General features: G+C 43.5%; 24 protein-coding genes. 15 read left to right on the top strand and 9 right to left on the bottom strand.

What is annotated here, in order from left to right; genetic code table 11:
• Nucleotides 1-75 precede the first annotated feature (75 nt).
• The gene (locus tag V7K27_RS18295) at nt 76-816 is read right to left on the bottom strand and encodes an SIMPL domain-containing protein (protein WP_334949508.1); all 741 of its coding nucleotides are present in this window, start codon (nt 814-816) and stop codon (nt 76-78) included.
• Between the two features lie 29 nt (nt 817-845).
• Between V7K27_RS18295 and V7K27_RS18290 the strand changes: the two genes are divergently transcribed.
• From V7K27_RS18290 to murI, 6 genes are all read left to right on the top strand, one after another.
• Nucleotides 846-986 (top strand): hypothetical protein, encoded by a 141-nt coding sequence (locus V7K27_RS18290; RefSeq protein ID WP_334949507.1) that lies wholly within the window; start codon nt 846-848, stop codon nt 984-986.
• Between the two features lie 57 nt (nt 987-1,043).
• A complete protein-coding gene (locus V7K27_RS18285) occupies nt 1,044-1,457 on the top strand; it encodes an EVE domain-containing protein (RefSeq protein WP_334949506.1) in 414 nt (137 codons plus the stop codon).
• An 86-nt stretch (nt 1,458-1,543) separates the two neighbouring features.
• On the top strand, nt 1,544-3,022 hold the full coding sequence (locus tag V7K27_RS18280; protein ID WP_334949505.1) for a cation:proton antiporter: 1,479 nt from the start codon (nt 1,544-1,546) through the stop codon (nt 3,020-3,022).
• Between the two features lie 758 nt (nt 3,023-3,780).
• Complete coding sequence (locus tag V7K27_RS18275; protein ID WP_334949504.1) at nt 3,781-5,673, top strand: N-acetylmuramoyl-L-alanine amidase; 1,893 nt, start codon at nt 3,781-3,783, stop codon at nt 5,671-5,673.
• Between the two features lie 529 nt (nt 5,674-6,202).
• Nucleotides 6,203-8,113 carry an N-acetylmuramoyl-L-alanine amidase gene (locus tag V7K27_RS18270; RefSeq protein ID WP_334949503.1) on the top strand — a complete coding sequence of 637 codons (1,911 nt, stop codon included), beginning with the start codon at nt 6,203-6,205 and terminating at the stop codon, nt 8,111-8,113.
• 341 nt (nt 8,114-8,454) lie between these two features.
• Nucleotides 8,455-9,321: a glutamate racemase gene (gene murI, locus V7K27_RS18265; protein ID WP_334949502.1), complete on the top strand. Its 867-nt coding sequence runs from the start codon at nt 8,455-8,457 to the stop codon at nt 9,319-9,321.
• A 192-nt stretch (nt 9,322-9,513) separates the two neighbouring features.
• Here murI and V7K27_RS18260 read toward each other — a convergent pair whose 3' ends face one another.
• Entirely contained in the window at nt 9,514-9,714 is a 201-nt protein-coding gene (locus V7K27_RS18260; protein WP_334949526.1) for a hypothetical protein, read from the bottom strand.
• 939 nt (nt 9,715-10,653) lie between these two features.
• Here V7K27_RS18260 and sds point away from each other — a divergent pair.
• On the top strand, nt 10,654-11,625 hold the full coding sequence (gene sds / locus V7K27_RS18255) for a solanesyl diphosphate synthase (protein WP_334949501.1): 972 nt from the start codon (nt 10,654-10,656) through the stop codon (nt 11,623-11,625).
• A gap of 357 nt (nt 11,626-11,982) precedes the next feature.
• Here the strand turns inward: sds and V7K27_RS18250 are convergent, their stop codons facing one another.
• Nucleotides 11,983-12,456, bottom strand: coding sequence for a hypothetical protein (locus V7K27_RS18250; protein ID WP_334949525.1), 474 nt, complete (start codon nt 12,454-12,456; stop codon nt 11,983-11,985).
• A 204-nt stretch (nt 12,457-12,660) separates the two neighbouring features.
• Between V7K27_RS18250 and hetZ the strand changes: the two genes are divergently transcribed.
• From hetZ to V7K27_RS18235, 3 genes are all read left to right on the top strand, one after another.
• A complete protein-coding gene (hetZ, locus tag V7K27_RS18245; protein WP_334949500.1) occupies nt 12,661-13,866 on the top strand; it encodes a heterocyst differentiation protein HetZ in 1,206 nt (401 codons plus the stop codon).
• Nucleotides 13,859-14,836: a PatU gene (locus tag V7K27_RS18240; protein WP_334949499.1), complete on the top strand. Its 978-nt coding sequence runs from the start codon at nt 13,859-13,861 to the stop codon at nt 14,834-14,836. Before hetZ ends, V7K27_RS18240 begins: the two co-directional genes overlap by 8 nt.
• A 308-nt stretch (nt 14,837-15,144) precedes the next feature.
• Nucleotides 15,145-17,475: a transglutaminase TgpA family protein gene (locus V7K27_RS18235; RefSeq protein WP_334949498.1), complete on the top strand. Its 2,331-nt coding sequence runs from the start codon at nt 15,145-15,147 to the stop codon at nt 17,473-17,475.
• A 370-nt stretch (nt 17,476-17,845) separates the two neighbouring features.
• On the opposite strand, the gene V7K27_RS18230 is transcribed toward V7K27_RS18235, so the two are convergent.
• The 4 genes from V7K27_RS18230 to V7K27_RS18215 all read right to left on the bottom strand — a co-directional run bounded on the left by V7K27_RS18230 (nt 17,846) and on the right by V7K27_RS18215 (nt 19,857).
• Complete coding sequence (locus V7K27_RS18230) at nt 17,846-18,184, bottom strand: type II toxin-antitoxin system PemK/MazF family toxin (protein WP_334949497.1); 339 nt, start codon at nt 18,182-18,184, stop codon at nt 17,846-17,848.
• The gene (locus V7K27_RS18225; protein ID WP_334949496.1) at nt 18,184-18,420 is read right to left on the bottom strand and encodes a CopG family ribbon-helix-helix protein; all 237 of its coding nucleotides are present in this window, start codon (nt 18,418-18,420) and stop codon (nt 18,184-18,186) included. Before V7K27_RS18225 ends, V7K27_RS18230 begins: the two co-directional genes overlap by 1 nt.
• A gap of 182 nt (nt 18,421-18,602) precedes the next feature.
• A complete protein-coding gene (locus V7K27_RS18220; RefSeq protein ID WP_334949495.1) occupies nt 18,603-19,103 on the bottom strand; it encodes a GNAT family N-acetyltransferase in 501 nt (166 codons plus the stop codon).
• A gap of 73 nt (nt 19,104-19,176) precedes the next feature.
• Nucleotides 19,177-19,857 (bottom strand): uracil-DNA glycosylase, encoded by a 681-nt coding sequence (locus tag V7K27_RS18215; protein ID WP_334949494.1) that lies wholly within the window; start codon nt 19,855-19,857, stop codon nt 19,177-19,179.
• Between the two features lie 191 nt (nt 19,858-20,048).
• Here V7K27_RS18215 and V7K27_RS18210 point away from each other — a divergent pair, with 191 nt between their 5' ends.
• Entirely contained in the window at nt 20,049-20,747 is a 699-nt protein-coding gene (locus tag V7K27_RS18210) for a phosphoribosyltransferase (protein ID WP_334949493.1), read from the top strand.
• Nucleotides 20,748-20,954: 207 nt separating this feature from the next.
• Here V7K27_RS18210 and V7K27_RS18205 read toward each other — a convergent pair whose 3' ends face one another.
• The gene (locus tag V7K27_RS18205; RefSeq protein WP_334949492.1) at nt 20,955-21,551 is read right to left on the bottom strand and encodes a type IV toxin-antitoxin system AbiEi family antitoxin domain-containing protein; all 597 of its coding nucleotides are present in this window, start codon (nt 21,549-21,551) and stop codon (nt 20,955-20,957) included.
• 491 nt (nt 21,552-22,042) lie between these two features.
• Here V7K27_RS18205 and V7K27_RS18200 point away from each other — a divergent pair, with 491 nt between their 5' ends.
• A complete protein-coding gene (locus tag V7K27_RS18200) occupies nt 22,043-22,192 on the top strand; it encodes a hypothetical protein (RefSeq protein ID WP_334949491.1) in 150 nt (49 codons plus the stop codon).
• A 247-nt stretch (nt 22,193-22,439) separates the two neighbouring features.
• Here the strand turns inward: V7K27_RS18200 and V7K27_RS18195 are convergent, their stop codons facing one another.
• Nucleotides 22,440-23,540 (bottom strand): tetratricopeptide repeat protein, encoded by a 1,101-nt coding sequence (locus V7K27_RS18195; protein WP_334949490.1) that lies wholly within the window; start codon nt 23,538-23,540, stop codon nt 22,440-22,442.
• A gap of 873 nt (nt 23,541-24,413) precedes the next feature.
• Between V7K27_RS18195 and V7K27_RS18190 the strand changes: the two genes are divergently transcribed.
• The 3 genes from V7K27_RS18190 to V7K27_RS18180 all read left to right on the top strand — a co-directional run bounded on the left by V7K27_RS18190 (nt 24,414) and on the right by V7K27_RS18180 (nt 26,423).
• Complete coding sequence (locus tag V7K27_RS18190) at nt 24,414-24,707, top strand: hypothetical protein (RefSeq protein ID WP_334949489.1); 294 nt, start codon at nt 24,414-24,416, stop codon at nt 24,705-24,707.
• A 216-nt stretch (nt 24,708-24,923) separates the two neighbouring features.
• Nucleotides 24,924-25,535, top strand: a complete 612-nt coding sequence (locus tag V7K27_RS18185) for a thioredoxin family protein (protein ID WP_334949488.1) — start codon at nt 24,924-24,926, stop codon at nt 25,533-25,535.
• Between the two features lie 195 nt (nt 25,536-25,730).
• Nucleotides 25,731-26,423: a cytochrome c biogenesis CcdA family protein gene (locus V7K27_RS18180; protein ID WP_334949487.1), complete on the top strand. Its 693-nt coding sequence runs from the start codon at nt 25,731-25,733 to the stop codon at nt 26,421-26,423.
• The last annotated feature ends 92 nt before the right edge of the window (nt 26,424-26,515 follow it).

Raw genomic sequence — 26,515 nt, 5'->3', positions numbered from 1 at the left:
TAATGCTAATGACCAATGACCAATGACCAATGACCAATGACTAATGACAAATGACCAATGACAAATGACCAATGACTAATAACTAATTTGCAACGTCACCGATGCTTCTACTTCCTGTTCACCGCCAATTACAGGGGTGGAAGCATCAGCTGACTTGGCAGCCTCAGCCCGTAAAAACATGGGTGGTCGAGGTGGACTGGCATTATTAACTTGAATGCTCACTATTTCTTTGGATTTGAAACCCAAGGCACTGAAAACAGCATCAGCTTGCTGCCGCGCGTCTTGAGTAGCTTCTTTTAATGCTTGTTTTTGAGCAGCTGCGATCGCTTCATCATTCGCAACAAAACTAATGCCGTTAATTTGTGTTGCACCGGCTTTCACTGCATCATCCAATAATGTACCAGCTTGCTCGGTAGGAATGCGAAAACTCACGGTGTTATTGGCAGCATAGCCTGTAATCCTCTGCACATTATTGGTGTAGCTGTAAACTGGGTTGAGACTGATACCAGTAGTTTGTAATTTTTCGACATTTTTGCTCTTGAGAAACGCAACTACAGCAGATGACCTCCGGGCGGCTTCTTGCTGTACCTCCTGTGCTGTTTTCCCCTGAATCTCTACTCCTAAACTGACTTGCGCCAGGGTTGTCGGAATTGTTTCGACTCCTCGACCACTGACACTAAGGGTTCGCCACAATTTCTCTTTTTCTTGTGCCAACGCAGGTAGTACAAAAGTTGCACATAAAAGCATTGCTAAAGGCAGTATTTTCCACAGGTTTCCATTGGGAAACTGAGAACCGGGTAAAGTGGCTCTAGTCATAAGATTTGCACTCCTCAAAGTATCCACAGATGTTTTTAACAAACGTATGTAACAATCTTTTGGTGGCCGTTGAGACTCAACGGCTACCACAAGTTTTTCATAACTTAAGTGCGATCGCACTTATCCGATTTGTATGTTCTTACTTTGACACTGCGATCGTCAAATGCTGAAATGGTTACATTTTTGGAAACTCAAAAAATTACACTCGCCTTTTTGGAGATTTTGTCGTGGCGTATTGGCTGCTGAAAACTGAACCGGAAAATTATTCTTACTTCGATTTAGAACGGGACGGCAGTACAGTTTGGGATGGAGTCAATAATTCCCTAGCGCTCAAACATATACGTACCATGCTTCTTGGTGACTTGGCGTTAATTTATCACACAGGCAAAGAACGTCAAGTCATTGGTTTAGCAGAGATAATTGGTCAACCCTATATCGATCCAGCACTCAATGACAGCAAACGGGCAGTTGTAGATGTGCGGGCATTACGAAGAGTACACCAACCCGTTACCCTAGCCCAAATAAAACAGGACAATAAATTTACAGATTTTGACTTACTGCGACTTCCGAGACTGTCTGTAGTCCCGGTTGGGGAAGTCTACTGGCAGCGCTTGATTGAGTTGACAAATGGTACAAAGTAAGGTTTGAAAGCTGCCAATTACGTCTCCATTGATGGATGTTTTTCAGAAACGCGTCAGAATCAAAGAGAAGGATTTTCACAGAACCCATGCATTTGTTAGATCCAATCAGCTTCTCTTTTCCTCTGCTGGCCAGCGCAACACAAGCCGCAGACAGTTCAATGGTAGTCGCAGCAGTGCTACTAAGCTTAGTAGTCATTTATCTCGCTAGCAAAGTTGGTGGAGAGTTATCAAACCAAGTGGGTTTGCCGCCCGTCTTAGGAGAACTCGTAGGTGGTGTGATAGTTGGCATCTCTGCTTTCCATCTTTTGGTGTTTCCAGAAGGCAGCACAGACAGTTCTAGCTCTTTGATCATGTCCTTCCTTCAAATCACTGCTGGTTTAACACCTGAAGCCACTCCAGGGGTGTTTGCAGCGCAGTCCGAGGTCGTTTCCGTTTTGGCAGAATTGGGTGTGATCATCCTGCTCTTTGAAATCGGCTTAGAGTCAAATTTAAAAGATTTAATGGCAGTTGGTATCCAAGCTACCGTCGTCGCAATAGTCGGGGTAGTAGTACCCTTTGCTGCTGGGACTGTGGGACTGATGACTTTGTTTGGTATCAATGCAGTACCCGCAATTTTTGCCGGGGCAGCTTTGACTGCCACTAGTATTGGGATTACTTCCAAAGTGCTGTCAGAATTGGGGCGACTCAATTCTAAAGAAGGGCAGATTATTTTGGGTGCTGCCGTAATTGATGATGTACTAGGAATCATCGTTTTAGCGGTAGTTGCCAGTTTAGCTAAAGATGGCGTGGTGGATGTGAGCAAAGTCATTTATTTGATGATCAGCGCCACTGGTTTTATCTTGGGAGCAATCTTACTGGGTAATGTTTTCAATAAATCCTTTGTAGCGATCGCTGATCAACTCAAAACACGCGGTGGACTGGTAATACCAGCATTCATCTTCGCCTTTGCTATGGCATACTTTGCCGCCGTCATCCACTTAGAAGCAATTCTGGGAGCTTTTGCGGCAGGTTTAGTCTTAGAAGAGACAGATAAGCGCAAAGAACTGCAAAACCAAGTCTATCCCATTGCCGATATATTAGTGCCAATTTTCTTTGTGACTGTTGGGGCAAAAACCGATTTGGGAGTGTTAAACCCAGCAATTCCCGACAATCGTGAAGGTCTAATTATGGCAACTTTCCTGATCGCAGTAGCCATTCTCGGTAAAGTAATCACAGGTTTAAGCGTGTTTGGTCAACCGGAAATCAACCGTTTAGCGATCGGTGTGGGGATGATACCTAGAGGCGAAGTCGGGTTAGTGTTTGCTGGTGTTGGCGCTGCCAGTGGCGCTCTCTCGAAACCGTTAGGGGCGGCAATTATCATGATGGTTATCTTGACAACCTTTTTAGCTCCTCCTTTGTTACGATTTGTATTTCCAGATCCAAAAACTGTAGATGCAGGCTCAGAGCAACTAATTTTAGACGGTTCCTCTGGGACATCGTTGGTAATTGAACCACCTCCGTCGAGGGTGCCAGCATCAAATGACAGTGGCAATTTGGAAGTAACCCCAGATTCAGGCGATCGTTAATCATTGGGCATGGGGCATAGGGCATAGGGCATGGGGCATAGGGCATAGGGCATTGGTTATTTCCATCTTTCTCCCTCATCTCCCTCATCTCCCTCATCTCCCTCATCTCCCTCATCTCCCTCATCTCCCCCATCTCCCAAAGGCTATCTCAAGTGCCTTGGGATGTTGCGATTGTGCAATGGAAACTTCTGTTCCCAAATCTCCGTCCCGTGTGATTGTAGAATAATCGTTTGTTTGTAATTTCTACCAGCATTCAGAATGTTACTTATTTCCGTCTCAGTTGTCAGTCCTCGGCTTGTGAGCCTTTATCTGAATATTTTCCAGGTAATTGGGAATAATACCCATAGATTTTGCTAGATCATCTGACAGTAATGGGAATAATTTACTCAGTGCATCAATGGCAAAAAAGAAGAAACACTTATCAGTGAACCGCTATCAGTTATCAGTTTTCTAGCTTTATTGGGAGTCAGAGTCCCCCACCTCTCCTCTACAGGTGGATATTTCGCATGGGGATTTAGACCCAATATGAAACCTGATAACTGATTTAAGTGTCTACTTACAGCAGTTTTCAAGTATTTAGACTACGACTGAGACGGGAGTGGGGAGTAGTGTAGTTCAATTACTTGAAAAGTGCTGTAATACCAGCTTAAAAATCAAAAAAGGCATCAGAGGTCAAGTTGAGGTGGTGACGGTGTGATGATTTACCAATAAGTTGAGATATTGACGGCTCCCATGAACGTGAATTAGGAGAAAGGACTGTGAAATTACACTGGTTACTACCCAGCACTATTGGAACTATCTTCATGCTATCGTCGCCGGCAATGGCCGCGAGACTTGAATCTTGGCGCTTTGATGCCAATCAAAACAGGCTGGAAATTAATACTGTGGGAACAGTTCAACCCCAGGCACAACTAATTTTCAACCCGACTCGGCTGGTAATTGATTTGCCAGGAACTACATTTGGGCGTCCGCAGCTAACCCAACAGGTAGGCGGTGGAATTCGCTCGATCCGTGTTGGCCAGTTTGATACAGAGACAACCCGGATAGTCATCGAACTGACTCCTGGTTATACTTTAGACCCCAAACGAGTCCAATTTGTTGGGACAACTGGCGATCGCTGGACGGTGCAATTACCTAGACCGGAAGTTGATAAAGTTGCCTCATCTCCGAGAAGTGCTTACAGTGTAGTCACCCCAGACTCTGAGCCTCAACCTCGGATTTCAAGGGTTGCCACTACTACACGAGGGGCGACTCAACTTGAGAACTTACAAGTAACAGGCGATGGATTGTTCATTCGCACCAGTGGTGGTAATCCTCCGATTCAGGTAATTCGCAGCCGCGATCGCGCTACCATCTTCATGGATATCTCTGACGCATCTTTATCACCACGTCTGGCGCAACACAATAATATACCCGTTAACAAATATGGTCTTAGCCGCGTCGAATTCACCTCATTGCAAACCCAACCTCCTGGCATCCGCCTGACTTTGCGCGTAGATAAAAATAGCCCAGATTGGCGAGTAACTAATAGTAACGGTACTGGTTTGGTAGTTCTACCTAGTCGCCTTGTCAGACTGCCTGGAAGTAATAATTCAAACAACCGACCGGACAATCAATCAGATGCCGTTTCCTTTCCTACCAGACCATCTGCCAACAACTCGCCAGCCACAATTGAGTCTGTGCAACTGGCTGATAATGGCACACAATTGCTAATTAGAGGCGACCAACCTTTATCTGCTACGGGAACTTGGGATAGAGCCTCTGGTCTGTTCCGCGTCACAATTCCCAATGCCAAATTAGCTCCCAGAGTCACAGGCCCTACCTTTGCTGCCAATAGCCCCATTCTCCGGGTACGTTTGCAACCCCAAAAAGCCAACACTGTGATTGTCTTAATTCAAGCAGCAGGCGGAGTGCAAATTGGGCAACCCAAGCAAATCGGCGACGGGCTTTTGTCTCTACCAATACAAGGCTCTCGGCGAGTTGTCGCCCTCCCCGGAAGACCCCCCTTTGCTTTACCGGGGCTACCACCGCCAAACCGGGGGCCATTCCCAGACCCAAATAATCCCAATCTCCAGCCTCTATTACAACCACAGCGCCGAGTTAGCAATGGGCGAGTGGTAGTGATTATTGACCCTGGACATGGCGGTAAAGACTCAGGAGCGCTTGGCCTTGGGGGGGCACGCGAAAAGGATGTTATCTTGCCTATTGGTAGGAAACTTGGTCAGATTTTACAGCAAAATGGCATACAAGTAATTTTGACACGAGATTCTGACTATTTTGTTACCCTTCCGGGACGAGTGCAATTAGCAGAGCGAGCTAATGCTGATGTGTTTGTGAGCATCCACGCTAATTCAGCAGGTGCGAGTCGTCCCGATGTTAATGGTTTGGAAGTGTATTATTACGACAGTGGTCTAGATTTAGCTCGGATTGTCCGCAGTAGCATTCTTCAAAGTATTGGGACTCTCAAAGATAGGGGAGTGCGACGAGCCAGATTTTATGTCCTCAGAAAAAGTTCTATGCCCTCCATTCTCGTGGAAACGGGTTATATGACTGGTCGAGAGGATATGGCTAGGCTGAGAACTTCAGCTTACCAAAATCAAATGGCAGAAGCGATCGCTCGTGGCGTCCTTCAGTATCTAAAGAGAAGATAAGTAATTTAGTCGAAACTATTGAGTAAATACATCTAATCTTTACCATTTTTATCCAAGTTTAGTAGTACAACGATTTAAGTATTCTTGCTGCGGGGCAAGAGTAGCTTCTTTGTTATTGTCGTCTGATAGCTTGCAAGTAAGCAGATTTTAGACTTCGCTCAGTGCAAAGACGCTACTTCTCTACGAGAGGCTACGCCAACGGCAAAGCTCAGTACAAGTTAGTCGAACGCTTTTAGATTTTAAATTTGCGATTTGTGTCACTCACAAGGAGTCTTAGCGTAGCGGGACATTAGTTCAGCATGAACCTAAAATCGGTTTTTCTTGAATTGGGAATCTAAAATCTAAAATTTGCAGTCAAATTTATATGGGCTAATGGCATGGCAAAATCAGAGGAGCATGATATATTCTACGCCATTAGCTGTGTGTTAATAACAGCAAAAAACTCAAGTGTGTGCGGTGATGGTGTGAGGATTTGCCAATATGTTCAGATGTTGACGGCTGCCATGAATGTGAATCAGGAGAAAGGACTGTGAAATTACACTGGTTACTATCCAGTACTATTGGAACTATCTTCATGCTATCGTCGCCGGCAATGGCCGCGAAACTGGAATCTTGGCGTTTCGATGCCAATCAAAACAGGCTGGAGTTTAATACTTTAGGGAATGTTCAACCCCAAGCACAATTAATTTTTAACCCGACTCGTTTGGTAATTGATTTGCCAGGAACCACATTTGGGCGTCCGCAGCTAACCCAACAAGTGGGCGGTGGAATTCGTTCCATCCGGGTTGGGCAGTTTGACGAACAAACAACGCGGATAGTCATTGAATTGACACCTGGTTATACTCTTGACCCCAAAGGAGTGCAATTTGTAGCCACAACTGGCGATCGCTGGACAGTGCAATTACCTACGCCAGAAGCCGAAAATGTCCCTTCAAAAAATACTGAGGGGCAGCAAGGAGAAGTTATAGCCAGAGAAACTTCACCAAGAACATCTACACCAACATTCTCCCCAAGGAATATTTACAATGTAGTGAGAACCGGCTCTCTGAATCCACTTAACAACAGAATGGTTGTCGCCAGAGTTACTCAAATTGAGAAATTACAAGTCACAGGCGATGGTTTTTTCATCAGTACAAGTGGTGGTAATCCTCAGATTCAGGTAAATCGGAGCAACGATCAAAAAGCAATCAACATCGACATTGCTGGCGCAACTTTATCACCCAATCTAGAGCAGCGAGATTTGTCGATTAATCGCTTTGGTGTCAGCCGTATCCAGTTCACCCAACTGCAAACAAGCCCATCTGTTGTTCGCCTGACTTTACAGGTGGATGAAAATAGCCCAAATTGGCGAACAACCACTAGCAGTGTTGGTGGTTTTGTGATTCTACCCAATCGTGGCGTTGCCCAGTTGCCTGGAGGTAATAGTCCACGCCCGATTATACAACCTGCTAACACCTCCTCAACTGCTACAATTGAGTCTGTGGAACTGGCTAATAATGGTACACAACTGCTGATTAGAGCCAACCAAACTTTATCTGCTACAGGCGGCTGGGATAGAACCTCTGGTTTGTTCCGCATCACTATTAACAATGCTAAATTAGCTCCCAAAGTCATAGGCCCTGCTTTTAATGCTAATAGCCCTATCCTGCGGGTACGCCTGCAACCACAAGAATCAAATACTGTCGTCGTCTTGGTTCAACCAGCAGCCGGAGTGCAAATTGGGGAACTCAACCAGGTTGGCGACCAGCTTTTGGCTTTAGAATTACAACGCTCTAGTAGCAGTAGCATCACACCCCCCATTACTTTACCTCCCCTGCCATCGCTAAACTCAGGACAATTCCCAAATCCCACAGATAATCCTCGGACAATCTCCCAGCCACGGACACACACATCGGTTCCCAAAGGGAAATTGGTAGTAGTTATTGACCCAGGACATGGTGGAAAAGATTCAGGTGCCCCCGGTCTGGGCGGACTTTTAGAAAAGGATGTAATTCTGCCTATTGGTAAAAGGGTAGGAGCAATTTTAGAGCAAAATGGTGTACAAGCGGTACTAACGCGGGATGCTGACTTTTTCGTAGAACTTCCGGGACGGGTAGAGATTGCGAAACGAGTTAACGCGACTTTGTTTGTTAGCATTCACGCTAATTCGGTTGATAATCGCCCTGATGTGAATGGGTTAGAAGTATATTATTACGACAGTGGTTATGCTCTGGCTGAAGTAGTTCGCAATACCATCCTCCAGGACATCGGTACGATCAAAAACCGGGGAACCCGCAAAGCCAGATTCTACGTTCTCAGGAAAAACTCTATACCTTCTATTTTAGTGGAAACAGGCTATATGACTGGTTACGAGGATAATCCTAGATTGGGAACACGAGAGTATCAAAATCGCATGGCAGAAGCGATCGCTCGTGGTATCCTCAAATACTTACACCGCTAATATAGTACAAATTACTCATTCAAAAGGTGGTGTTTAGACTTCTTTTCAGTGCAGAATTTAGTAGTAAATTAGCGAATTCTCTGCTAGATTCTGTATTTTATAAGAAGAATTCAGAACTCAGGAGCGGAGCCGGAGACGCTCCGCCTCCGGTCAGAATTCAGAATTGAATTCTGTACGAGTGGATGATGAATATTGGTTAAAACCTCGCCCGAACTCAAGCGAAAAAAATTAAAATATTCTCGCCTTAAAACTCTATCCCTTTATCGGTGGAGTATTCTGAATTCTGAATTCTGTATTCTGACTCCTGTTTTATATCCAAAAACCTAAATCAATATCTGCCTGTGTATTCATCTTCCATCTTTGAAGGAAATCTTGACGGGTTTTCAGATCAAGAACCCCAACGTGCCCCAATTGGCATCTTTGATAGTGGTGTGGGTGGTCTGACAGTATTGCGACAACTCTATCGGCAACTCCCCAATGAATCTATTATTTACTTTGGGGATACAGCTCGAGTTCCCTATGGCATCCGCTCACAAGCAGAAATTATCCAGTTTATGCGTGAAATCCTCACCTGGATGGAAAAGCAGGGTGTGAAAATGGTTGTTATGGCTTGCAACACCAGTTCGGCACTAGCGCTGGAGACAGTAAGTAAGGAATTTTCTCTACCAATCCTTGACATTATCTTACCAGGGGCAAGGGCAGCAGTACAGCAAGGAAAACGCATTGGTGTAATTGCCACTCCAGCTACGGCTAAGAGTAATGCTTATAAGCACGCCATACTCGAAATTGATCCTAATGTCCAAGTTTGGCAAGTTGGATGTCCAGAGTTTGTGCCACTCATCGAGCAAAACCGCATTCACGACCCTTACACTGCTGAAGTAGCACGAGCCTACCTAGAGCCTTTATTAGAGAAGGAAATTGACACCTTAGTACACGGATGTACCCATTATCCCCATCTTACACCAGTACTGCGATCGCTCCTCCCCTCTCAAGTCCAGTTGATTGATCCAGCTGTTCATGTTGTAGCAGCTTGTGCCCAAGAGCTAGACTTACTAGGCTTAAGAAATACTCACCCACCACTACCAACTCGCTTCGCTGTGAGCGGTTGTCCGCAACAGTTTTCCCAGTCAGGATTGCAGTGGCTAGGCTATACCCCAATGGTTGAAGAGGTTTCCTTCACTGATATCGCTATTTCCCAACTCCAATAAAACTAATTTGTCCTTAGTACAGAATTTCATAAGTTCATAGCGAATTAAAATTGGCAAAACTCAGCGCCCCTCTGCGGTTCCCTCAGCGTCCCTCTGCCTTTAAAAAAGCTACGAATTTCGGAAATGCTGTACTTAGTCCTTAGTCCTTTAGTCAAAACAAATGACGAAGGACGAAGGACAAATGACAAATGACTATTGACTATTAACAGCTTGAGTCACCTTTGTCCTTACTGATATCTCCTGCTTATGTTTTCCTTCAGCAGATGAAGGCAAACTTCTTGTAGGAACAGTCTTTGTACCCGTTCGCTTCGCCAGTGCTAATAACAGGTAGACTGTGAACAAATATCCAGACGCTAAAATAAAAATCATCATAGACATACTTCCGTAAATCATTAGTTCTACCAGCACCTTTTTAAACAAATATAAAATAAGTAGAACCTCAGCCAACCAAGTACATTCTTGATGGCTATAGTTTCCTATGGTAAAATTACCTATAGAGATAAAGTTATCTACGGACAAAGAGTTTATTATCTAATGCGACTTCTTGCAGACCATAGATCCCACAGCAGTTAGATTGCCAAACGGCAATCTAAAACTACGATTCTCACCGGTCTACTTGATCTGCTTTATTTTTTGCTCAAACTGTTGTGACAAGAGCAATGCTTACGCTCAACGTGCGCTGAAGACGTGTAGCGGCTTCCCATAGGGATATCGCATAGCTCCAAACCCGGAGTTTTGCATATCGTCGGAAAAATCAAAGGAATTATTCCCTTAATCTTAGCTACGACCAATTATTTTAGACTCACATCACCAAGTCAGTAAAATCAACTAGTAGGTGACTTACTTTTGGGGTGTGAATATCTGAAAAATTTAAAATTCCTATATTTTAGCCTAACACAACCACCAGGAATTTTGAGCTGACTCGGCTGCTAAATTTCAAATTTTTTGGATAACTGCACTTCAGTTTTGGAGAAACTTAGTCTTACCCATTGCCGACAAATTTAAATTTTATCCATTTTGTCAATAAGTAATATTGCTTAGATTATGTTTTTAACTGTGGCGGGAAACGTAAACGGGGAAACTACTTAACACAATTTAAGCTTATATCTATTCCCATATACTGAGAATTCAGGTTTGAAATTAGCTTAAAACCTGATCCTCGAAAAAATAAGCATAATTGCTTATTGACATAACCACTACCAACCTTAATTATCACCCATAGACTCATAAATATGGGATTACTTTATGAAAACTTTGCGCTGGCACAGGGTTATCTTAAAATGAGTGTAGGATATGTAAACTTTCGTAACCTAAGTCAGAGTCCGCCCATCCATGACCCCAGCCACCTCCCTGTTTACCCCTGTGGAAGCAGACCTGCGACTACTAGCAGATAACCTAAAGCAGCTAGTTGGAAATCGCCACCCCATTTTGTTTGCAGCAGCCGAACATTTATTCGGAGCTGGGGGAAAGCGTATCAGACCAGCAGTTGTCCTGCTAATATCGCGGGCGACAATGTTAGAACAAGACATTACGCCGCGTCACCGCCGCCTTGCTGAGATTACAGAAATGATTCACACAGCAAGCTTGGTACATGACGATGTGGTAGATGAATCAGACGTGCGGCGAGGCGTTCCTACCGTTCATAGTTTGTTCGGAAACCGCATTGCCATCTTAGCAGGAGATTTTCTCTTTGCCCAATCGTCCTGGTATTTAGCAAACTTGGACAATTTGGAGGTGGTGAAACTGCTCTCAGAAGTGATTATGGATCTGGCTACTGGGGAGATCCAGCAGGGACTAAATCGTTTTGATGGTAGCATCTCTATTGAAACTTACCTCCAGAAGAGTTATTACAAAACAGCTTCGTTAATCGCCAACAGTTCTAAAGCTGCTGGGTTACTCAGTGAAGTCTCACGAGAAACTGTTGAGCATCTGTATAGCTACGGTCGTCATTTTGGTATAGCATTTCAAATTGTTGATGACATTCTAGATTTCACTAGTACAACAGATGCCTTGGGTAAACCAGTGGGGTCGGATCTCAAAAGTGGTAATCTGACTGCACCCGTTTTATTTGCTTTAGCCCAAAAACCAGCTTTGGAAGTGCTGATTGAGCGAGAGTTTGCTCAAGAAGGAGATTTAGAGCAAGCACTGGAACTAATTCAAGATAGTCAAGGTATACAGCAGGCGCGAGAGTTAGCTGCTGACCATGCTAAGTTGGCAATTGAACATCTTGCAGTTCTCCCACCCTCAGAATCCCACCAGGCATTGATTAACATTGCTGAGTACACACTCAGTCGCCTCTATTAAATCAGTTATCAGTTAGAAAGTGAGGATTTAGGTGTAGGGTGTGTTACCAAGTCGCAAGTTGCAAGTCGCAAGTCGCAAGTAAGTTTTGTGGTTAGAAAGTGGGGATTTAGGTGTAGGGTGTGTTACGGCTTCCGACTCTGCTTCACTGGAAAACTAAAACTTGAAAACGGAAAAATGTTCACTGATAACTGTTTTTTCAGAAATTTTAGGTTTCACCGAGAGTTTAGTTCGTTGTGTGGTGTAAGGGAAAGAAAAAATTTCTTTTTTCCCTGATTTAGAAAACTTTTTTAAAGAAATTTGAGATTTAAAATTTTGGATGTGGGATTGTATCTAAAAAACCCCACATCCAAATTTTTTCTATGCAATATCAGGGGGTATCTGTTTAGGCGATCGCGGTTGTCGTAACTGTTGCTGCATCAGTTTTTCTATTTCCGATCGCCGAACTTCGACGGTATGAGTGGTCTTACCCGGCGTTTCCAAAAAAACGATACTATCTACGGGTTCTAATGCCACCATTTGGAACAAAATATGGGTTACAGGAACAATTTTAGCTAGCATTTGAGGGTCAAGCCCAGCAGGGGAAATTAGAGAGACATCTTGTATGGTAGGGAAAGCGTAAATCACACGCTTTTCCAATCCTGGATTAGTCCGATTGCTCAATGTAGTTAAAACCCAACTTTCCTCTGAATTTTGGAGAATATAGTATTGGGAGTAACGTAATTTTTGAGCGATCGCTCTCAGGGTAGGAGCAATTGCTGCAACAAGATGTGGTGTCATACCATCGCGGGGTGCATTGTCAATCAGCAATTGAATTTGTGCTTCTAAATCCATAATGACTTGTCTACGACTCCTGGGTAATGGCAATAACATCTATCAAAGTGTGAACAATCCCATGAAAGTTGGGAATAATAAAATCAGCCACATCCTAAATATAGGATTGGTCTGCGTTTAGCTTATACGTAAAACCAAAAAAGCCAATACCCACAGTCGTACAGGTTGTATTTAAATACTTAGGGTCTTTTCAAAACCGAGACTATGAATTCAGCCGCAACCGCAACTATTCCATCTGCAACTCTTCTGGGAGAAAATTCTAAAGGCGTGGAGGTGATCTTTCAACTCCTGTCCAGGGAGTTTCAGCAGTCAACCAAAGCTTCGGAACAGAATCGCCACGATGTCGCAAGACGTATTACTACCGAAGTCTACCGGATTTGTCATGAAAGCAAACGTATCCAAGCTTCTGGGTCTGTAGAAAGCTCGGCAATGACCCTGGCTCGGCATCGGCTGCAACAGTGTCTCAGGTACTATCAGTTGGGTTCAACTCGCGGCAGGGTGGAATTACACAGTACTCTGAGTGCAATTATTTATCGATATATTAATCCCCCTCAGAAGCAATTGAGCTATCAAGGGCGGCTGACTATAATTGAAGATTTCCTCCAGAGTTTTTATCTGGAGGCGTTGAACGCTTTCCGGCGAGAAAATCAACTCGGTGCTACTTATCGCCCTCAGACGCTTTTGGAATTGTCTGAGTATATGGCATTTACCGAGCGCTACGGCAAGCGACGCATTCCTTTACCAGGCCGTCAGCAGCAGCTAATTATCCTGCGGGCGCAAACTTTTTCTCAACAGCAGCCCCCAGAAACCAGCGTAGATATAGAACAAGCATCAGAAGGTAGCAATAATGAAGGTGACGGTTCTTGGGAAGAGCCAGCAGTTCATCAATTGCGCTCCACAATGGCAACGCAAGCCGAACCCGAACCTGAAGAAGACACTTTGCGCTCCGTTGTCGTTACAGAATTAATGAATTATCTCGAACAACGACAACAATCTGACTGCGCTGATTATTTTTCCCTCCGCCTCCAGGATTTATCAGCACAGGAAATTGAGTCGATTTTAGGCTTAACCCCTCGTCAGAGAGATTATTTGCAGCAGCGCTTTAAGTATCATTTAATTCGGTTTGCCTTGTTACACCGTTGGGAATTAGTTCACGAGTGGCTGGAAGCTTCCTTGCACACCAATTTGGGCTTAACTCCCCAACAATGGCAAACATACACAGCACAACTGGACAATAAGCAACGATCTTTATTAGAGTTGAAGCAACAAGGACAACCCGATGAAAAAATAGCAAAAACTTTAGGGCTGTCAATGGCACAACTTCAAAAACGATGGTTTAAGATTCTTGAGCAAGCTTGGGAAATTCGTAACTCATTAGTATCCGGATCAGGTGCATCTACTCATGAATAGTGACTCAGAATCCTTACAAAGCCAGTTTCTCGATTGGTTATTGACAGATAATGTCAAAACTAATGAGCGATCGGTAGAATGTGAGGAAAATGACGGGGTAAAAAACCTCCTGAACGAAGCTGCTGCTTCAAAAAGCAGTCAGCCAAAATTGGGAGGAACGCCCCAGACCTTTCAAATGGGAGAAATTCCTACTGTGCAAGATCGTTTTCAAGCTGTCCTTAAGCGTCGGTTACAAATCCAAGTCCAAGACCATCCACCGTTGTTTCCTTGGGAAACACAATTGATCGACTATCCTGATTTTGTTGATGAGCCGTCAATGACACTCGTTCCGATGTGGGGATGGATGGTACAACAGTCGAAGTTGACCCTGCCAACTCGCTTACCGGAAAGAGTTTTCCAGCAATTGCTAGAACAGTGTCAGGCTTTGGTGACATCTTCAGTGCCTCTGGGGGCAAAATTAGTTCAGGTGGTGGAGAACTTTTTTCCCAACGAGTCTCAAGCCTTAAACGATATAGCGGGATTGGTGCTAAGAAGCACCTATCGGTCTGTAAATACTCTGGAGACAATGCCCACTATTCAGAGAGATTACTCAGATTTACAACCCCGTCAACAGATGGCTTTGTCGTTGCTAGCAGCTAAACAACTGCTGGAAAATCTGACTCTACCACTTTCAGCAACCAGTCCAGTGGTAGAAAGAGAATGGCTAACCAGTGTTGGTAGTTTGAATATCCGAGTAGAGTACCAGTCTCTAGGTAAACTTACGAGGTTACTTATTCAGGCTGAGTTACCTGTTAAAGGAACTTTGACGCTACGGGGAAGTGGCACCTTAGCAATGGCAACATCTTCGAGTCCCGGATACTTAAGTGTAGAGTTAGGCTGCGAGCAACTTAACCCAACTTATACCCTGGAAGTTGAGTTTCCCGAAATAGAGCAACAGTCGTTGTTGTTTGTGATTAGTCCCACTATTTAGTTTAAATTGCCACCGCTAGCACACTACGTCGATATATATTAAGAGGATTTTTCCTGGTTTTCGAGCTTATCTTATTTTTCAACAAGGGGTCATTAGGGCGTCTACGAGAAGCAGTTATTACAAAGATACGGATATGAATACACAAGAACACGGAGAGAGTATTTGATAATTTCTCCGCGTTTCGGCGTCTTCTTCCCTCTCGTGTCTCCCCCGATCGCTCATTTTTTTTTGACACAGTAGTAGGGTAGGCAATTACGTCGCCCGGATTGTGTCTGTTGCATCTACATTATTGCTTCGCTTAGACTCAAATGTTTAACTTATCCAGGATGAATCGGTTTTGGCCTCCCTCTGTAGGTAATCTCTGGCGGCGAAATCCGCAGAGGTGGCCTTTAATAGAAGTGGAAGATTCAATTTCCTTGCGGGTGCTGGTGCTAGCGTTGGTTATTTTGGGAATTGTGGCGACGGATATCGCCGCCGAGACTTCATTCAGTTTTTGGGCGTTCCCCCTGAGTGCGGTTGGTGCGATTTGGAGTTATTATCGTCGCCGCGATGCTAATGTTGCAGTTAAGTTCTGCATCGCCATCGGAATGTTAGTAGCACTGGGTGCTTTCTTTGGGCGATTAGTGGGGGAGTTGAATGATACGCGGTTGAGTTTGTCAGAGTTATTGATTCAACTACAGGTGTTACACAGCTTTGATACCCCCCGCCGCAAAGATTTGGGCTATTCGATTGTTATCGGACTGATTTTATTAGGTGTGGCGGGAACCCTAAGTCAGACTTTAGCATTTGCACCTGTGCTGCTGTTATTTTTAGCGATCGCTCTACCGACTTTAGTATTAGATTATCGCTCCCGCTTAGGTTTGCAGCCATTAAAAACTGAAAAGGAAAAATCCCATCAGAAGAATTATTCAACTCTTAATTTTAAATTTTTAATTCTGAATTTTTTGCTAATTGTCGGTCTGGGGCTGGCAATTTTTGCTATTTTACCCAGATTCCCTGGCTATCAATTACGAACGTTTCCTGTAAGTTCTGCTATTCAAGTAAAAGGTAATTTTACAGGACGTAGTATCATTAATCCCGGTTATGTCCACCAAGGTAAAGGTAATAATCAAGGCAGTGGTAGCGGTGGTACGGGACAAAATCAAACTGGTGAACCAGGTAAAGTAGATAATGACTTTTATTACGGTTTTAATAGCCAAATTAACCAAAATCTGCGGGGCGAGATGAAACCCAAGGTTGTAATGCGGGTGCGATCGCAAGTTGAGGGTTTTTGGCGAGTGCTAGGATTTGACCGTTATACAGGTAAGGGATGGGAAGTTTCCCGCAATGAAGATGTTACGACTGTTAGGCGATCGCCTTGGTCTTACCAAATTTTTCTTTACCCATCTGCGATCGTTGGTAAAAGCCAAGATGTAGTACAAACTTATACAGTGGTGTCGGATTTGCCTAACCTAATTCCAGCGATGACTTATCCGAAGGAGGTTTACTTTCCGACACCACTGATCGCTGTTGATCAAGAAGACGGATTGCGATCGCCTGTGGAATTATCAGAAGGTCTTACCTACACAGTAATTTCCGCAGTACCATACCGCGATCGCACTTTGTTAGGTAAAGCTTCTACTAATTATCCAAAACATATTAAAAAGTATTATCTGCAAATTCCTCCCGAAATTGCCGAAAAAGTCCGGCAACGCACCGAAGAAATCCTCGCTAGCTACAATCAAGATGGAGTCACCAAGTTTTCTAAAAGCCTGGATTCACCCTATGAAAAGGCTCTTTACTTAGCTCAATACCTAAAGCAACACTACTCTGTTCCCCAAAATCCCTTAGAATTGCCTTATTTAAGTGAAAAAGAAGACTTGGTAGAAACTTTTTTGTTTAAGCAAAAAGGAGGCTATCCAGACCACTTCTCGACAGTTCTCACGGTGATGTTGCGTTCCATTGGCATCCCAGCGCGGTTAGTGGCGGGGTTTAGTGCCGGAGAATTTAATCCATTTACAGGGCTGTATGTTGTCCGTAATACTGACGCTTATGCGATGACGGAAGTGTATTTTCCTAAATCTGGTTGGTTTACCTTTGACCCCATTCCCAATCATCCCCTGATTCCGCCATCTGTTGAAGATACTCAGACTTTTAGTGTGTTGCGCCAGTTGTGGCAGTGGGTTGCTGGATGGTTGCCGTCTCCGGTGACAGGTTTGTTGAATAATGTATTTGGGACAATATTGAGTTGGGTGATTAGAGCGATCGCTTGGTTTTTAGCTTTATTCTCTCAAGGTTGGTTTGGCGTATTGACTGGCTTAATCTTGGCAACCACAGCAGCTTTCTTTGGTTGGCTGGGTTGGGGACAGTGGCGAGAGTGGCGCAACCGTCGATGGTTAAAGAAATTGCCAGCAATGGAAAGCCTTTATCAACAAATGCTGCAATGGACAACCCAAAAAGGTTTAGGCAAACATCCAGCCCAAACACCCTTAGAGTATGCCAGAGTCTCATACGAGCATCATGCCCCAGCAACTGCTGAGGTAATAGATGAGATTAGCCAAGCCTATGTTAGTTGGCGTTATGGTGGTCACACGCCTAACTTGAAGCGATTGCGAGAAAGCTGGCAAGGTATCAAAAAAACTGCTAAAACTCCTAAGTAATTGTAAAATCTTTCTATAAGACTAGTATTTGATTTTTGAAATGCACGTAGTGGCTGTCTAGGCTAAAATAGTGCATTAGACGTAGACGTAGGTTGGGTGGAGCGGAGCGTAACCCAACATATATCAGGATGTTGGGTTACGCTTTGCCTCCACCCAACAAAGCAATTTTTTTTGCAACATTTTAGGCAAGAGAGTCCACTACAAGACTACCGATATTTTTTCAGAAATCAAATATCATTCCTATATCTCTGGTTTCTTTGCGTTTGGAGTAGTTAATAAGTAATTTATTGAACCGCAGAGGCACAGAGAACACAGAGATAAGATATTAGAGAGGAATTGATTTTCGAGAGATTAATCCTTATGACCTCACTTAGAGGTACAAAATTGTTCGCAGTCCTTCGTCTATTTCTTCTTGTAAATGTTCTGGTAATGAGCCAACGCGCTCTACTAAAAACGTTTTGTCAACAGTAAAAATTTGAGACACATTAGCGACAGAATCTCTGGGTAAACCTGTAGCTTCACGCGGTAACAAAACATTGCCTGGTGCTTGTGCTAACTGAGTGTTAGAGGTAATGATTACGACGATTACGGTGCTGATCCGACTTTGAGTAAAAATATCATCTTGAACAATCAAAATAGGACGACGATACCCAGGTTCCGAAGCGAGTGGATCAGGTAAATTTGCCCACCAAATTTCTCCGCGATACACTACCAATCCTCACAGGGCAAGGACATAAATTGTAACTTTGCCAATACTGGATCTAGTTCAGAAGACTCTTCAGCATAAACTGTATTCAGTTGGTTCAACATTTGATTCCGGTTGTACTTCCGCAAATATGCTTTCAAAGCTTTTGTGTAAAGTTCACTACGAGATACCCCTAATTCTCTAGCCAGTGCTTCTGCCTCTTCAAAAACTGAATCTGGAAGCGAAATTGCAGTTTTCATTGCTACCTTTGTTGTGGTCACTACACTTTGGGTTATACCCTGGTTATACCAATTTTCAAATATTCGTGCAAAATGTTAGCCAACCGCTTCACCGACAACCTCACGCTACCTTAACCCTAAACACCGATCACCGATAATATCGCCCTGCGTTAGGCTTTAGCCTGCACCCTACTTAAGATTTACTACTGCACGCTATCAGTATTGTCAAAACAGTGTACCGTTCCTCGCCAATCGTCAATCTCCATTACCGTTTCTGTAAATTTTCCGGCTGTGTACTCTCCAATCACACGACGCCAGAATTTTCGAGCAACTACATTTGTTGTCAACTGATGGATCTCCCATTTCCCGCAGAATCGATCAAAGATTTGAAAGGCGACATTTTTACCAATTCCTTGTTGTCTGTACCTTCGTAAGATAAAGAACTCTGCGATTGAATACTGACTGCCTGGAATGTAAGTGTACTGATTCACCAAAACGAATCCGGCAAGCTTTCCCCCAACCCGCACAATGAAAGGGTAGCGATCGCTTTCAACCCAGTAGTAATCTAGGTATGGATAGCCAAAGTAACCATGCTCATTAAGATGCTTGTTTTCAAACTCTGAAAAGTCATATTGGTAAAGCTCCATCATCTGCTGGATGAGTGGTTTGTCGTCTATTGAAGCTGATAAAACTTCCACATACATATCAATGGAGCTAAAACACTATTGTTTCGACGAACTCAATGCATGGCTAGATATTTTGAGCAAGTTTACCAAATTAGCTGTTATTTTGGATTTCGTCTAACTTGGCACGCACTGCCCGGATATCCTGCCACATCAACCATTTCGGCGCACCTTGTTCCTTAGAAGGGTTACGCAGCAAGTAGGAAGGATGAAAAATTGGCATACATAAACGCCCTTCCCACTCCAACCACTGTCCGCGAATTTTCGTAATCCCCCGCTTATCGCCAGTGATACTTTTGACAGCAGTTGCACCTGTTAACAGAATTATTTTGGGGTCAACTAGGCGAATTTGTTCTAGTAAGTAGGGTAGACAAGCCGCCACTTCTACAGGAGTGGGAACTCTATTATCTGGTGGGCGACATTTATTAATATTGGCAATGTATACATCCTGCTCAGTAGTCAGATTTACAGATGCCAAAATTTTTTCCAACAACTGCCCTGATCTGCCGACAAATGGTAAACCCGTTTCATCTTCATTTTGACCAGGCGCTTCCCCTATAACCATAATTGGGGCTTTGAGATTGCCACGTCCGACAACAGCATGAGTCCGAGTGTCTCCCAATGGACAACGGTGACAGCGATCGCAATCCTGTGTCAACTCCGTTATGCTGGGATAAGTTCCCGGAGCGATCGCAATTTTCGCGTCTGTAGGAATCAGTTCTCGTTGGTTAAAGGTTGAGTCGTCGAAGAGGCTGAGTTGGGTTTCGCTGCTCATGAAAATCAGGATTTTGACATTAGCACCAGCTGTCTTATCTGAGTTAAATACCGCTCTAGCTGGAGATTTATCAGAATAAATAGACTTTTGCTGAATACTTATTATTTATACAAATCTGATTGTATCAGTTAATTTCAGACAAAATTCAGTCATCATAAAAGCAGTGCTGTCCTAAGATGCTGGGGGAAACCATGTCACATACCCCACTTTTCGCCGATCGCACCCATGCGGGTGAGGAGTTGGCGCGAGTGATTCATGATGTTTTGACTCAGCAAACTATTGATTCTGGGGTAAAGCCTGTACCAATTGTTTATGCTTTGCCAAGAGGGGGTGTACCAGTAGCGGCACCAATAGCACGTCTTTTGGATTGTCCGTTGACAATTATTGTGGCGAAAAAGATTAGCCATCCAGAAAACCCAGAGTTAGCAATTGGTGCAGTCACTACTTCCGGGAATGTTCTTTGGAGTGATCAAAAGCTATTTCGCCTTAAAAATGATCTGGGGAGGCGGGAAGTGGCTTTAAATAAAGCGATAAACCAAGCTAAGTCTCTTGAGGCTCAATTAATTTCGGCTTGTCCGCAGGTGAATGCAAAGGATGCCACGCTGATCTTAGTTGATGATGGCATTGCTACAGGTATGACAATAGCGGTAGCGGCAACTGCTCTGAAAATGCTTTCTCCAGCAGCAGTTTGGCTATGTACTCCAGTAGCGCCACGAAAATTGCTACCCTGGTTAGAACAGTGGGGCGATCGCATAATTGTCTTGAAAACACCGGAACCATTTTGGAGTGTGAGCAATTTTTACGCCCAATTTCCCCAAGTAGATACATTAGAAGTTCTGGTATATCTCCACCAACAAAAGACAATGAGGGGAATTGACCTGTGCGAATAATTTTGAATTTTGAATTGTTAATCGTCCCGATAAACTTCTCTACACAGATTAGCCACAGCCTAGTTATTACAAATAGTTGTCAATTGTTAAATACGTCCGCTTTTTCTTTTTCAGAAGAACTGTGATCGCCAAACTCATCAGAGCCTGTTCACGTCGCTAAGACGACTTAGTTTAACAGATCCGGTATATTCTGAAGCTGTTTTTTACTCATCCAAGTGATTCGAGATAGGGGCGCATCACGTTCTGCATTCGGCAAATCTTAGCATAATGCCAAATTTGATCTATGGTGCAGCGCCTTTCTCTCAAACACTCTCGCAGTGCTTCCAAAGCAACATCAAGACCAATTTTGTTGCGAAATTTAAAACAATCTACAACAGTTTTGGCAGGACAATAAACCGGAACACGCACTCCTTCAATTTCATGCTCTTCAATCCCGGATTCTAGAGCTTTACCCGACATATAAACAATCCGCAGAGGAAGAATATCTTCTTTAGGCGCACGAGCTTTTTGAGGTATCGCTAGCCATATCTCAAAGGGGGCTTGAGTTGTCAGTTCATAAAAGCTAAGGGCAGAAAGCAGACAGATTACACCATGAGGAACCCGTTTGACAGCCTCAACCAGACTATGACTCTCTGTAATTTCTGCAAGCGTGGAAGTATAAATACCACGGGCAGAACGAATGAGAAGTCCTTGTTGCTCAAGACGTTTGAGATAGTCTCGATGAATTCCTTTTGCTTCTGCATCTTTGGCACGGATCGCACCTACATTATGAGCTAGTTCCAATACTTGCTGCATTTTGGTCATACTCTGATCCACCGTTTGGTTTAGCTTCTATCTTTTCACCTATCAGACAAAAAGTTGGTATTTGTATATATCTACCGACACTTTAACACAATAATTTGAATAAATTGGCTATTTTGTGATGAAACGTTGGTATTTATCTAAATTAAATAACGTTTCATCATGAGCTTTTAAGCTCAAATCTTTATGGATAAATCTAATGGCAATTTCTCCACTACTCAGTTACAACGCCAAAGCGTTTATTCCACCGTATGTATACGCTGGTTTTATTGATTAGATTTTTTTTATTCAATTTAGTAAAAACTTTTGTATTATTAATATCTGTTTCAACCATAGCAAAAAGGCTCGATATAATTCTTAATCGAGCCTTTTTGCTATGACGCTCTAGCATAATTTTGAGCATTTGTCAATGCTTTTAAAAGATACTTACTTTTTTTTTTGGCGAATCAACCACTACAGCTATTGTAGCTATATTATTTTTTTTGAAAAATTCGATGAGTGCATCGATTAAGTTTCTCTCAGGACTTACGCAACTGGCACAAGCGACGGTGCGTAAGTCCTGGAGAAGACTCGCTATCAGTTGGGGATTTCGACCCACCACTACGAAAGTTGACCACCAAATCTACGATTTGGTGGGGGTCTAAAAAGAGTCTATTCATCCGCTTTTTCGGTTAAAATACCTAACATGAATTCTGACCACTGACGCCTTTATTCTGTATCGATAAAGAAAATCTGACTAGGGAATAGGGTAAAAGCAATGCCTCTTGTAGGCGGTCTTTTAACTCAGCACCCAGCACGGGCTAAACCTTAGCTATCTGCTAAGGGAACTCAGCACTCTTCATGAGTCACCTTGAAAGGGCTAGTTCTGGAATTGTTTCCCCGTCTTGCTTTTTAACTATTTGGAGATGTTCCCTGCTGGTATTGCATAGCTTTGGCATAATCACCCAAAGCGTAGCAAGCGACTTTCAGACTGGCAAGAGCTTGTTCTTCACTGCGACGGTCTTTGATATTCCTAGCTAACAGCAAACGTTCTTCATAATATGTAATTGCTTTGCTATAGTCACCGAAAGCTTCACAAGCAACTCCTAAACTACCTAAAGACTGTTCCTCGCCACGCTTGTCTTGAGTTTCTTTGGCTAATTGCAACCGCTCTTCATAATATTTAATGGCTTTAGCATAATCACCTAAGGCATAACAAGCATTTCCGAGATTTTTTAGCACCTGAGAAGCACTGCGAACATTTTTTAAGGAGCGTGATATTATTACACACTGCTCATAATAGGCGATCGCTTTTGGGTAATTGTCCAAAGCATACCAAGCATTACCCAAATTCTTGAGTACCTGTTCCTCGCCCCAATTATCTTTGAGTTCCCGGACAATTTCTAGGCTTTGCTGCTGATACTCAATTGCCTGTGTAAAGTTGCCTAAAGCTTTATACACCAATCCCAAATTATTCAGTGCTGCCACTTGACTGCGTTTGTCTTGTAGTCGCTGCGTTATTTTCAAACATTTTTCTAGAAACTCAACTGCCTTTTTATGGTCATTCAGATGACGGTAAGCATTGCCTAAATGGGAAAGTGCTTGCATTTGCACTGCTAAATCTGAGGTGTCTTCGCTCAAAGACAGACACTGTTGGGAGTAGGAGATAGTACCTTTGTAGTCTCCAGCGCTGTAAGTTACTAATCCTAAAAAAGAAAGTACCTGTGCTTGTTTTTGCAAATCCCCAACTGCCTGAAACAGCCCCAAGGATTGTTGTAAAGACTTCATCGCCACGATTAATTCACCAGCTTGCTGCTGTTGAATTCCTTGGCGTAGTAGCTTGGACGCTTCTGATAAATGGTCGTCACTTTCCCGTGGAGGTAGTATTTCTGCTTGCCAACCAGAGTCAAATTCATGGGTAATTGTATTACGCTTCACTGGCTTTAAAAATGTTATGGGTAATTGCAGGGGAACTGTATTTTTCGAGATGTTATTCCATTCGCCTTTAGACATCAATTCCTTCCTGTTAAGTCGAGAACACCAATTCAGTAATCCTAGAAGAACCTCTCCCCCAACCCCTCTCCGTTTCGGAGAGGGGAGTTTAGCTCCCCCAACGCTAATAGGGAAGGAGGTTTTTGATTACTGAATCGATGCTCTAGTGGTAAATCTAGTGTTCCCAAAACCAGAATGTATCTTTCATCAGCCTGGTTTACTACAGCGTAGGTTTAGGAGAGGTTAGTGGCTTATTTATTGGCAGGGTTAGCAAGGCATCCCTCATTATGCTAAGTTGCGTTCATTCACTTCAGAATGAGGTTTGGCTGAGAGAATACTTAAATTAGGCGGTATCTATAAACTACCATAATTGCCTGAGAAAATGCTGAGAATCACCTAAAATTTATCAAGGGATAAATTTATGAAAATCATGACTTAGTTTCAGATAGGCTTCAGTCCTAACAGAGATAGTTTGGTTATTCGGGATAACTCAAACATCAGGAGTAATATAGCAGTCTGCTTTGATTTCTGTTCGCGCAGCGTGGCGTAGCCATAATTATTTGCGTAGACAGGGAGTAGGGAGTGGGGAGTGGGGAGTGGGGAGTGGGGAAGATTTTTGGGGTGTACTGATTTTTTTCAAAAATCAAATACCAGTCCTATAGAATCGCCTTTACTACTATTATTCAAAGTTGTGTTAGAACCAAAGGCGTTATTTCATTGCAACGTAGATGCGATGCCTCGGGCGGCAAGCTACGCAGTAGTAAAAGTTTGATGGTGTCTTCTACCAAGTTGCCATCTTCGTTTACCCCAACAGCCTTGATTAATCTGCCTGTAGCTTAGTTTCCTCTGAATCAATCAATACAAAAAGAACTATCCCAAGGACGAAAGAAGACTATGAACTGGAAAACACTTTCTTTAATTGCTGGTCTGATTTTAACTACCAGTCTCACTGCTTGCTCTGGCACTCCTGAAACCAACAATCAAGTTGCTCCTGAAGCCACTCCTGCTATGAGTAAAGACAAAGCGGGCGATGCTATGAGTAAAGACAAAGCGGGCGGTGCTATGGGCAAAGATAAAGCGGGCGGTGCTATGGGCAAAGATAAAGCGGGCGGTGCTATGGGTAAAGATGCTATGGGTAAAGACAAAGCTGGCGATGCAATGAAATCGCCCGCTTCCAGCAAGCCCTAGCCACAACTAGCTTTGCATCTCACTTTTGTTGTATAGGACTTACGCAAAACCACACGCCCTCTGGGGCAATTCATGAATTGCCCTAAGAAGAAAATCACTCTTTTCGGCTATTGTTTGCGTAAGTCCTGTTGTACTGAGTACTAGGGACTGGTTCCACGAAAAACCTGATTCCAATCCCTATACTTTGGCGCTTTGACCTCAACAGGAGAAATTCTGATGAATCATAACCTGCTCCGCCGACGTCAGTTACTTTTTTACCTTGGGTTAGGAGTTGTCGGAATCGGTACAGCCACAACAGCTTTTCCCAACTTCAGAAAAGTGAATGCCCCTTCTATCTCTTCTGCAAATAGTAACAATACGCAAGGCTCGGAAACTATTGCAGTGAAACCTCCAGTAGGCAAGAGTTTGCCAGAGTTTCAGGGTATCAATCAGTGGCTTAATTCTACACCTTTGTCGATCGCTGACCTCAAAGGCAGTGTTGTTCTAATCCAGTTTTGGACTTTTGCTTGTATTAACTGCCAGCGTACTCTGCCCTACATCACTAGATGGCATCGGCAGTATGAGTCGCAAGGACTCAAGGTAATTGGCATCCACACACCAGAGTTTGGCTTTGAGCGAGATGCAAACAACATAAAAAAGGCATTACAACAACACAAAATTACTTATCCAGTTCCGGTTGATAACGAGTATAAAACTTGGAACGCTTACGACAATCAGTATTGGCCTCATCTGTTTTTGGCTGACCGTCAGGGCTTCTTACAATATGACCATATTGGTGAAGGAGAATATGAAAAAATAGAGCAAACTATCCGCCAGCTATTGGGGTAGAAGAATTATGAGGGAATTTTAGATTTTGGATTTTGGATTTTGGATTAAAAGATTCAAAACTCTGAAATCTAAAAAGGTTTCAGCAACCCTCTCTATTTTAACTATGGAAAAATCCCAAATCTCTAACCAGAGCCAATGTTTTAAGGCATAGGTCAATCTAAAATCTAAAATCTAAAATCCAAAATCCAAAATTGTGTGACGACTTCTACTTTATCAATCAGTCTGGCTTTATTGGGTGGAGTTCTGAATGTGCTTTCACCGTGTGTTTTACCGATTTTGCCTGTGCTATTGGGCCGATCGCTCCAATCGCATACTTACGGGCCAGTAGCACTGTTAGGGGGATTAATCGCTGGTTTTGCACTGGCAGGTAGTTTACTAGGTGTAACAGCAAGCTGGTTTACAGGCTTGGCTAATTTATTACGGAATGGTGCGATCGCACTGCTTTTATTTTTGGGATTACTGGCAATTTTCCCCACCTGGAGTTACCGAATATTTACTTATATTCCAGTTGGCAAGTGGGCTAAAAATAGTCCACGAATCGGACTCATGGGAGAGTTTTGGCTAGGGACTCAGTTGGGGCTGTTGTGGACTCCCTGTGCTGGGCCGGTTTTGGGGGGAATTTTAGTATTAGCAGCAGTTAATCATCAAGTCGCAGGTGCATTTTGGCTACTGGTTGCTTATGGAATCGGAGCCGGTTTGCCTCTATTAGCGATCGCCTATGGTGGGCGATTACTCAGCCAACGAATTCTCAATCTTCGCTCCCATAGTGCAATGTTGCAGCGAATCGGTGGCATAGCGATCGTCTCCACAGCAATTGCTATTCTTCTCGGTTGGGATGTCCAGATACAACTTTGGCTGGCTCCGTTCTTTCCCGCTCAATCTCTGTGAGACGCGCCAATTTTAGATTTGGGATTAGAAGACCCAATCCAAACTCTAACTGGGAACAATATAAAAATCCAAAATCCAAAATCCAAAATCCA

The organism is Nostoc sp. (genome assembly GCF_036919575.1).
Taxonomy (GTDB): domain Bacteria; phylum Cyanobacteriota; class Cyanobacteriia; order Cyanobacteriales; family Nostocaceae; genus Nostoc.
The sequence above is the reverse complement of the archived record's forward strand: the minus strand, read 5'-3'. Positions and strand labels throughout refer to the sequence as shown.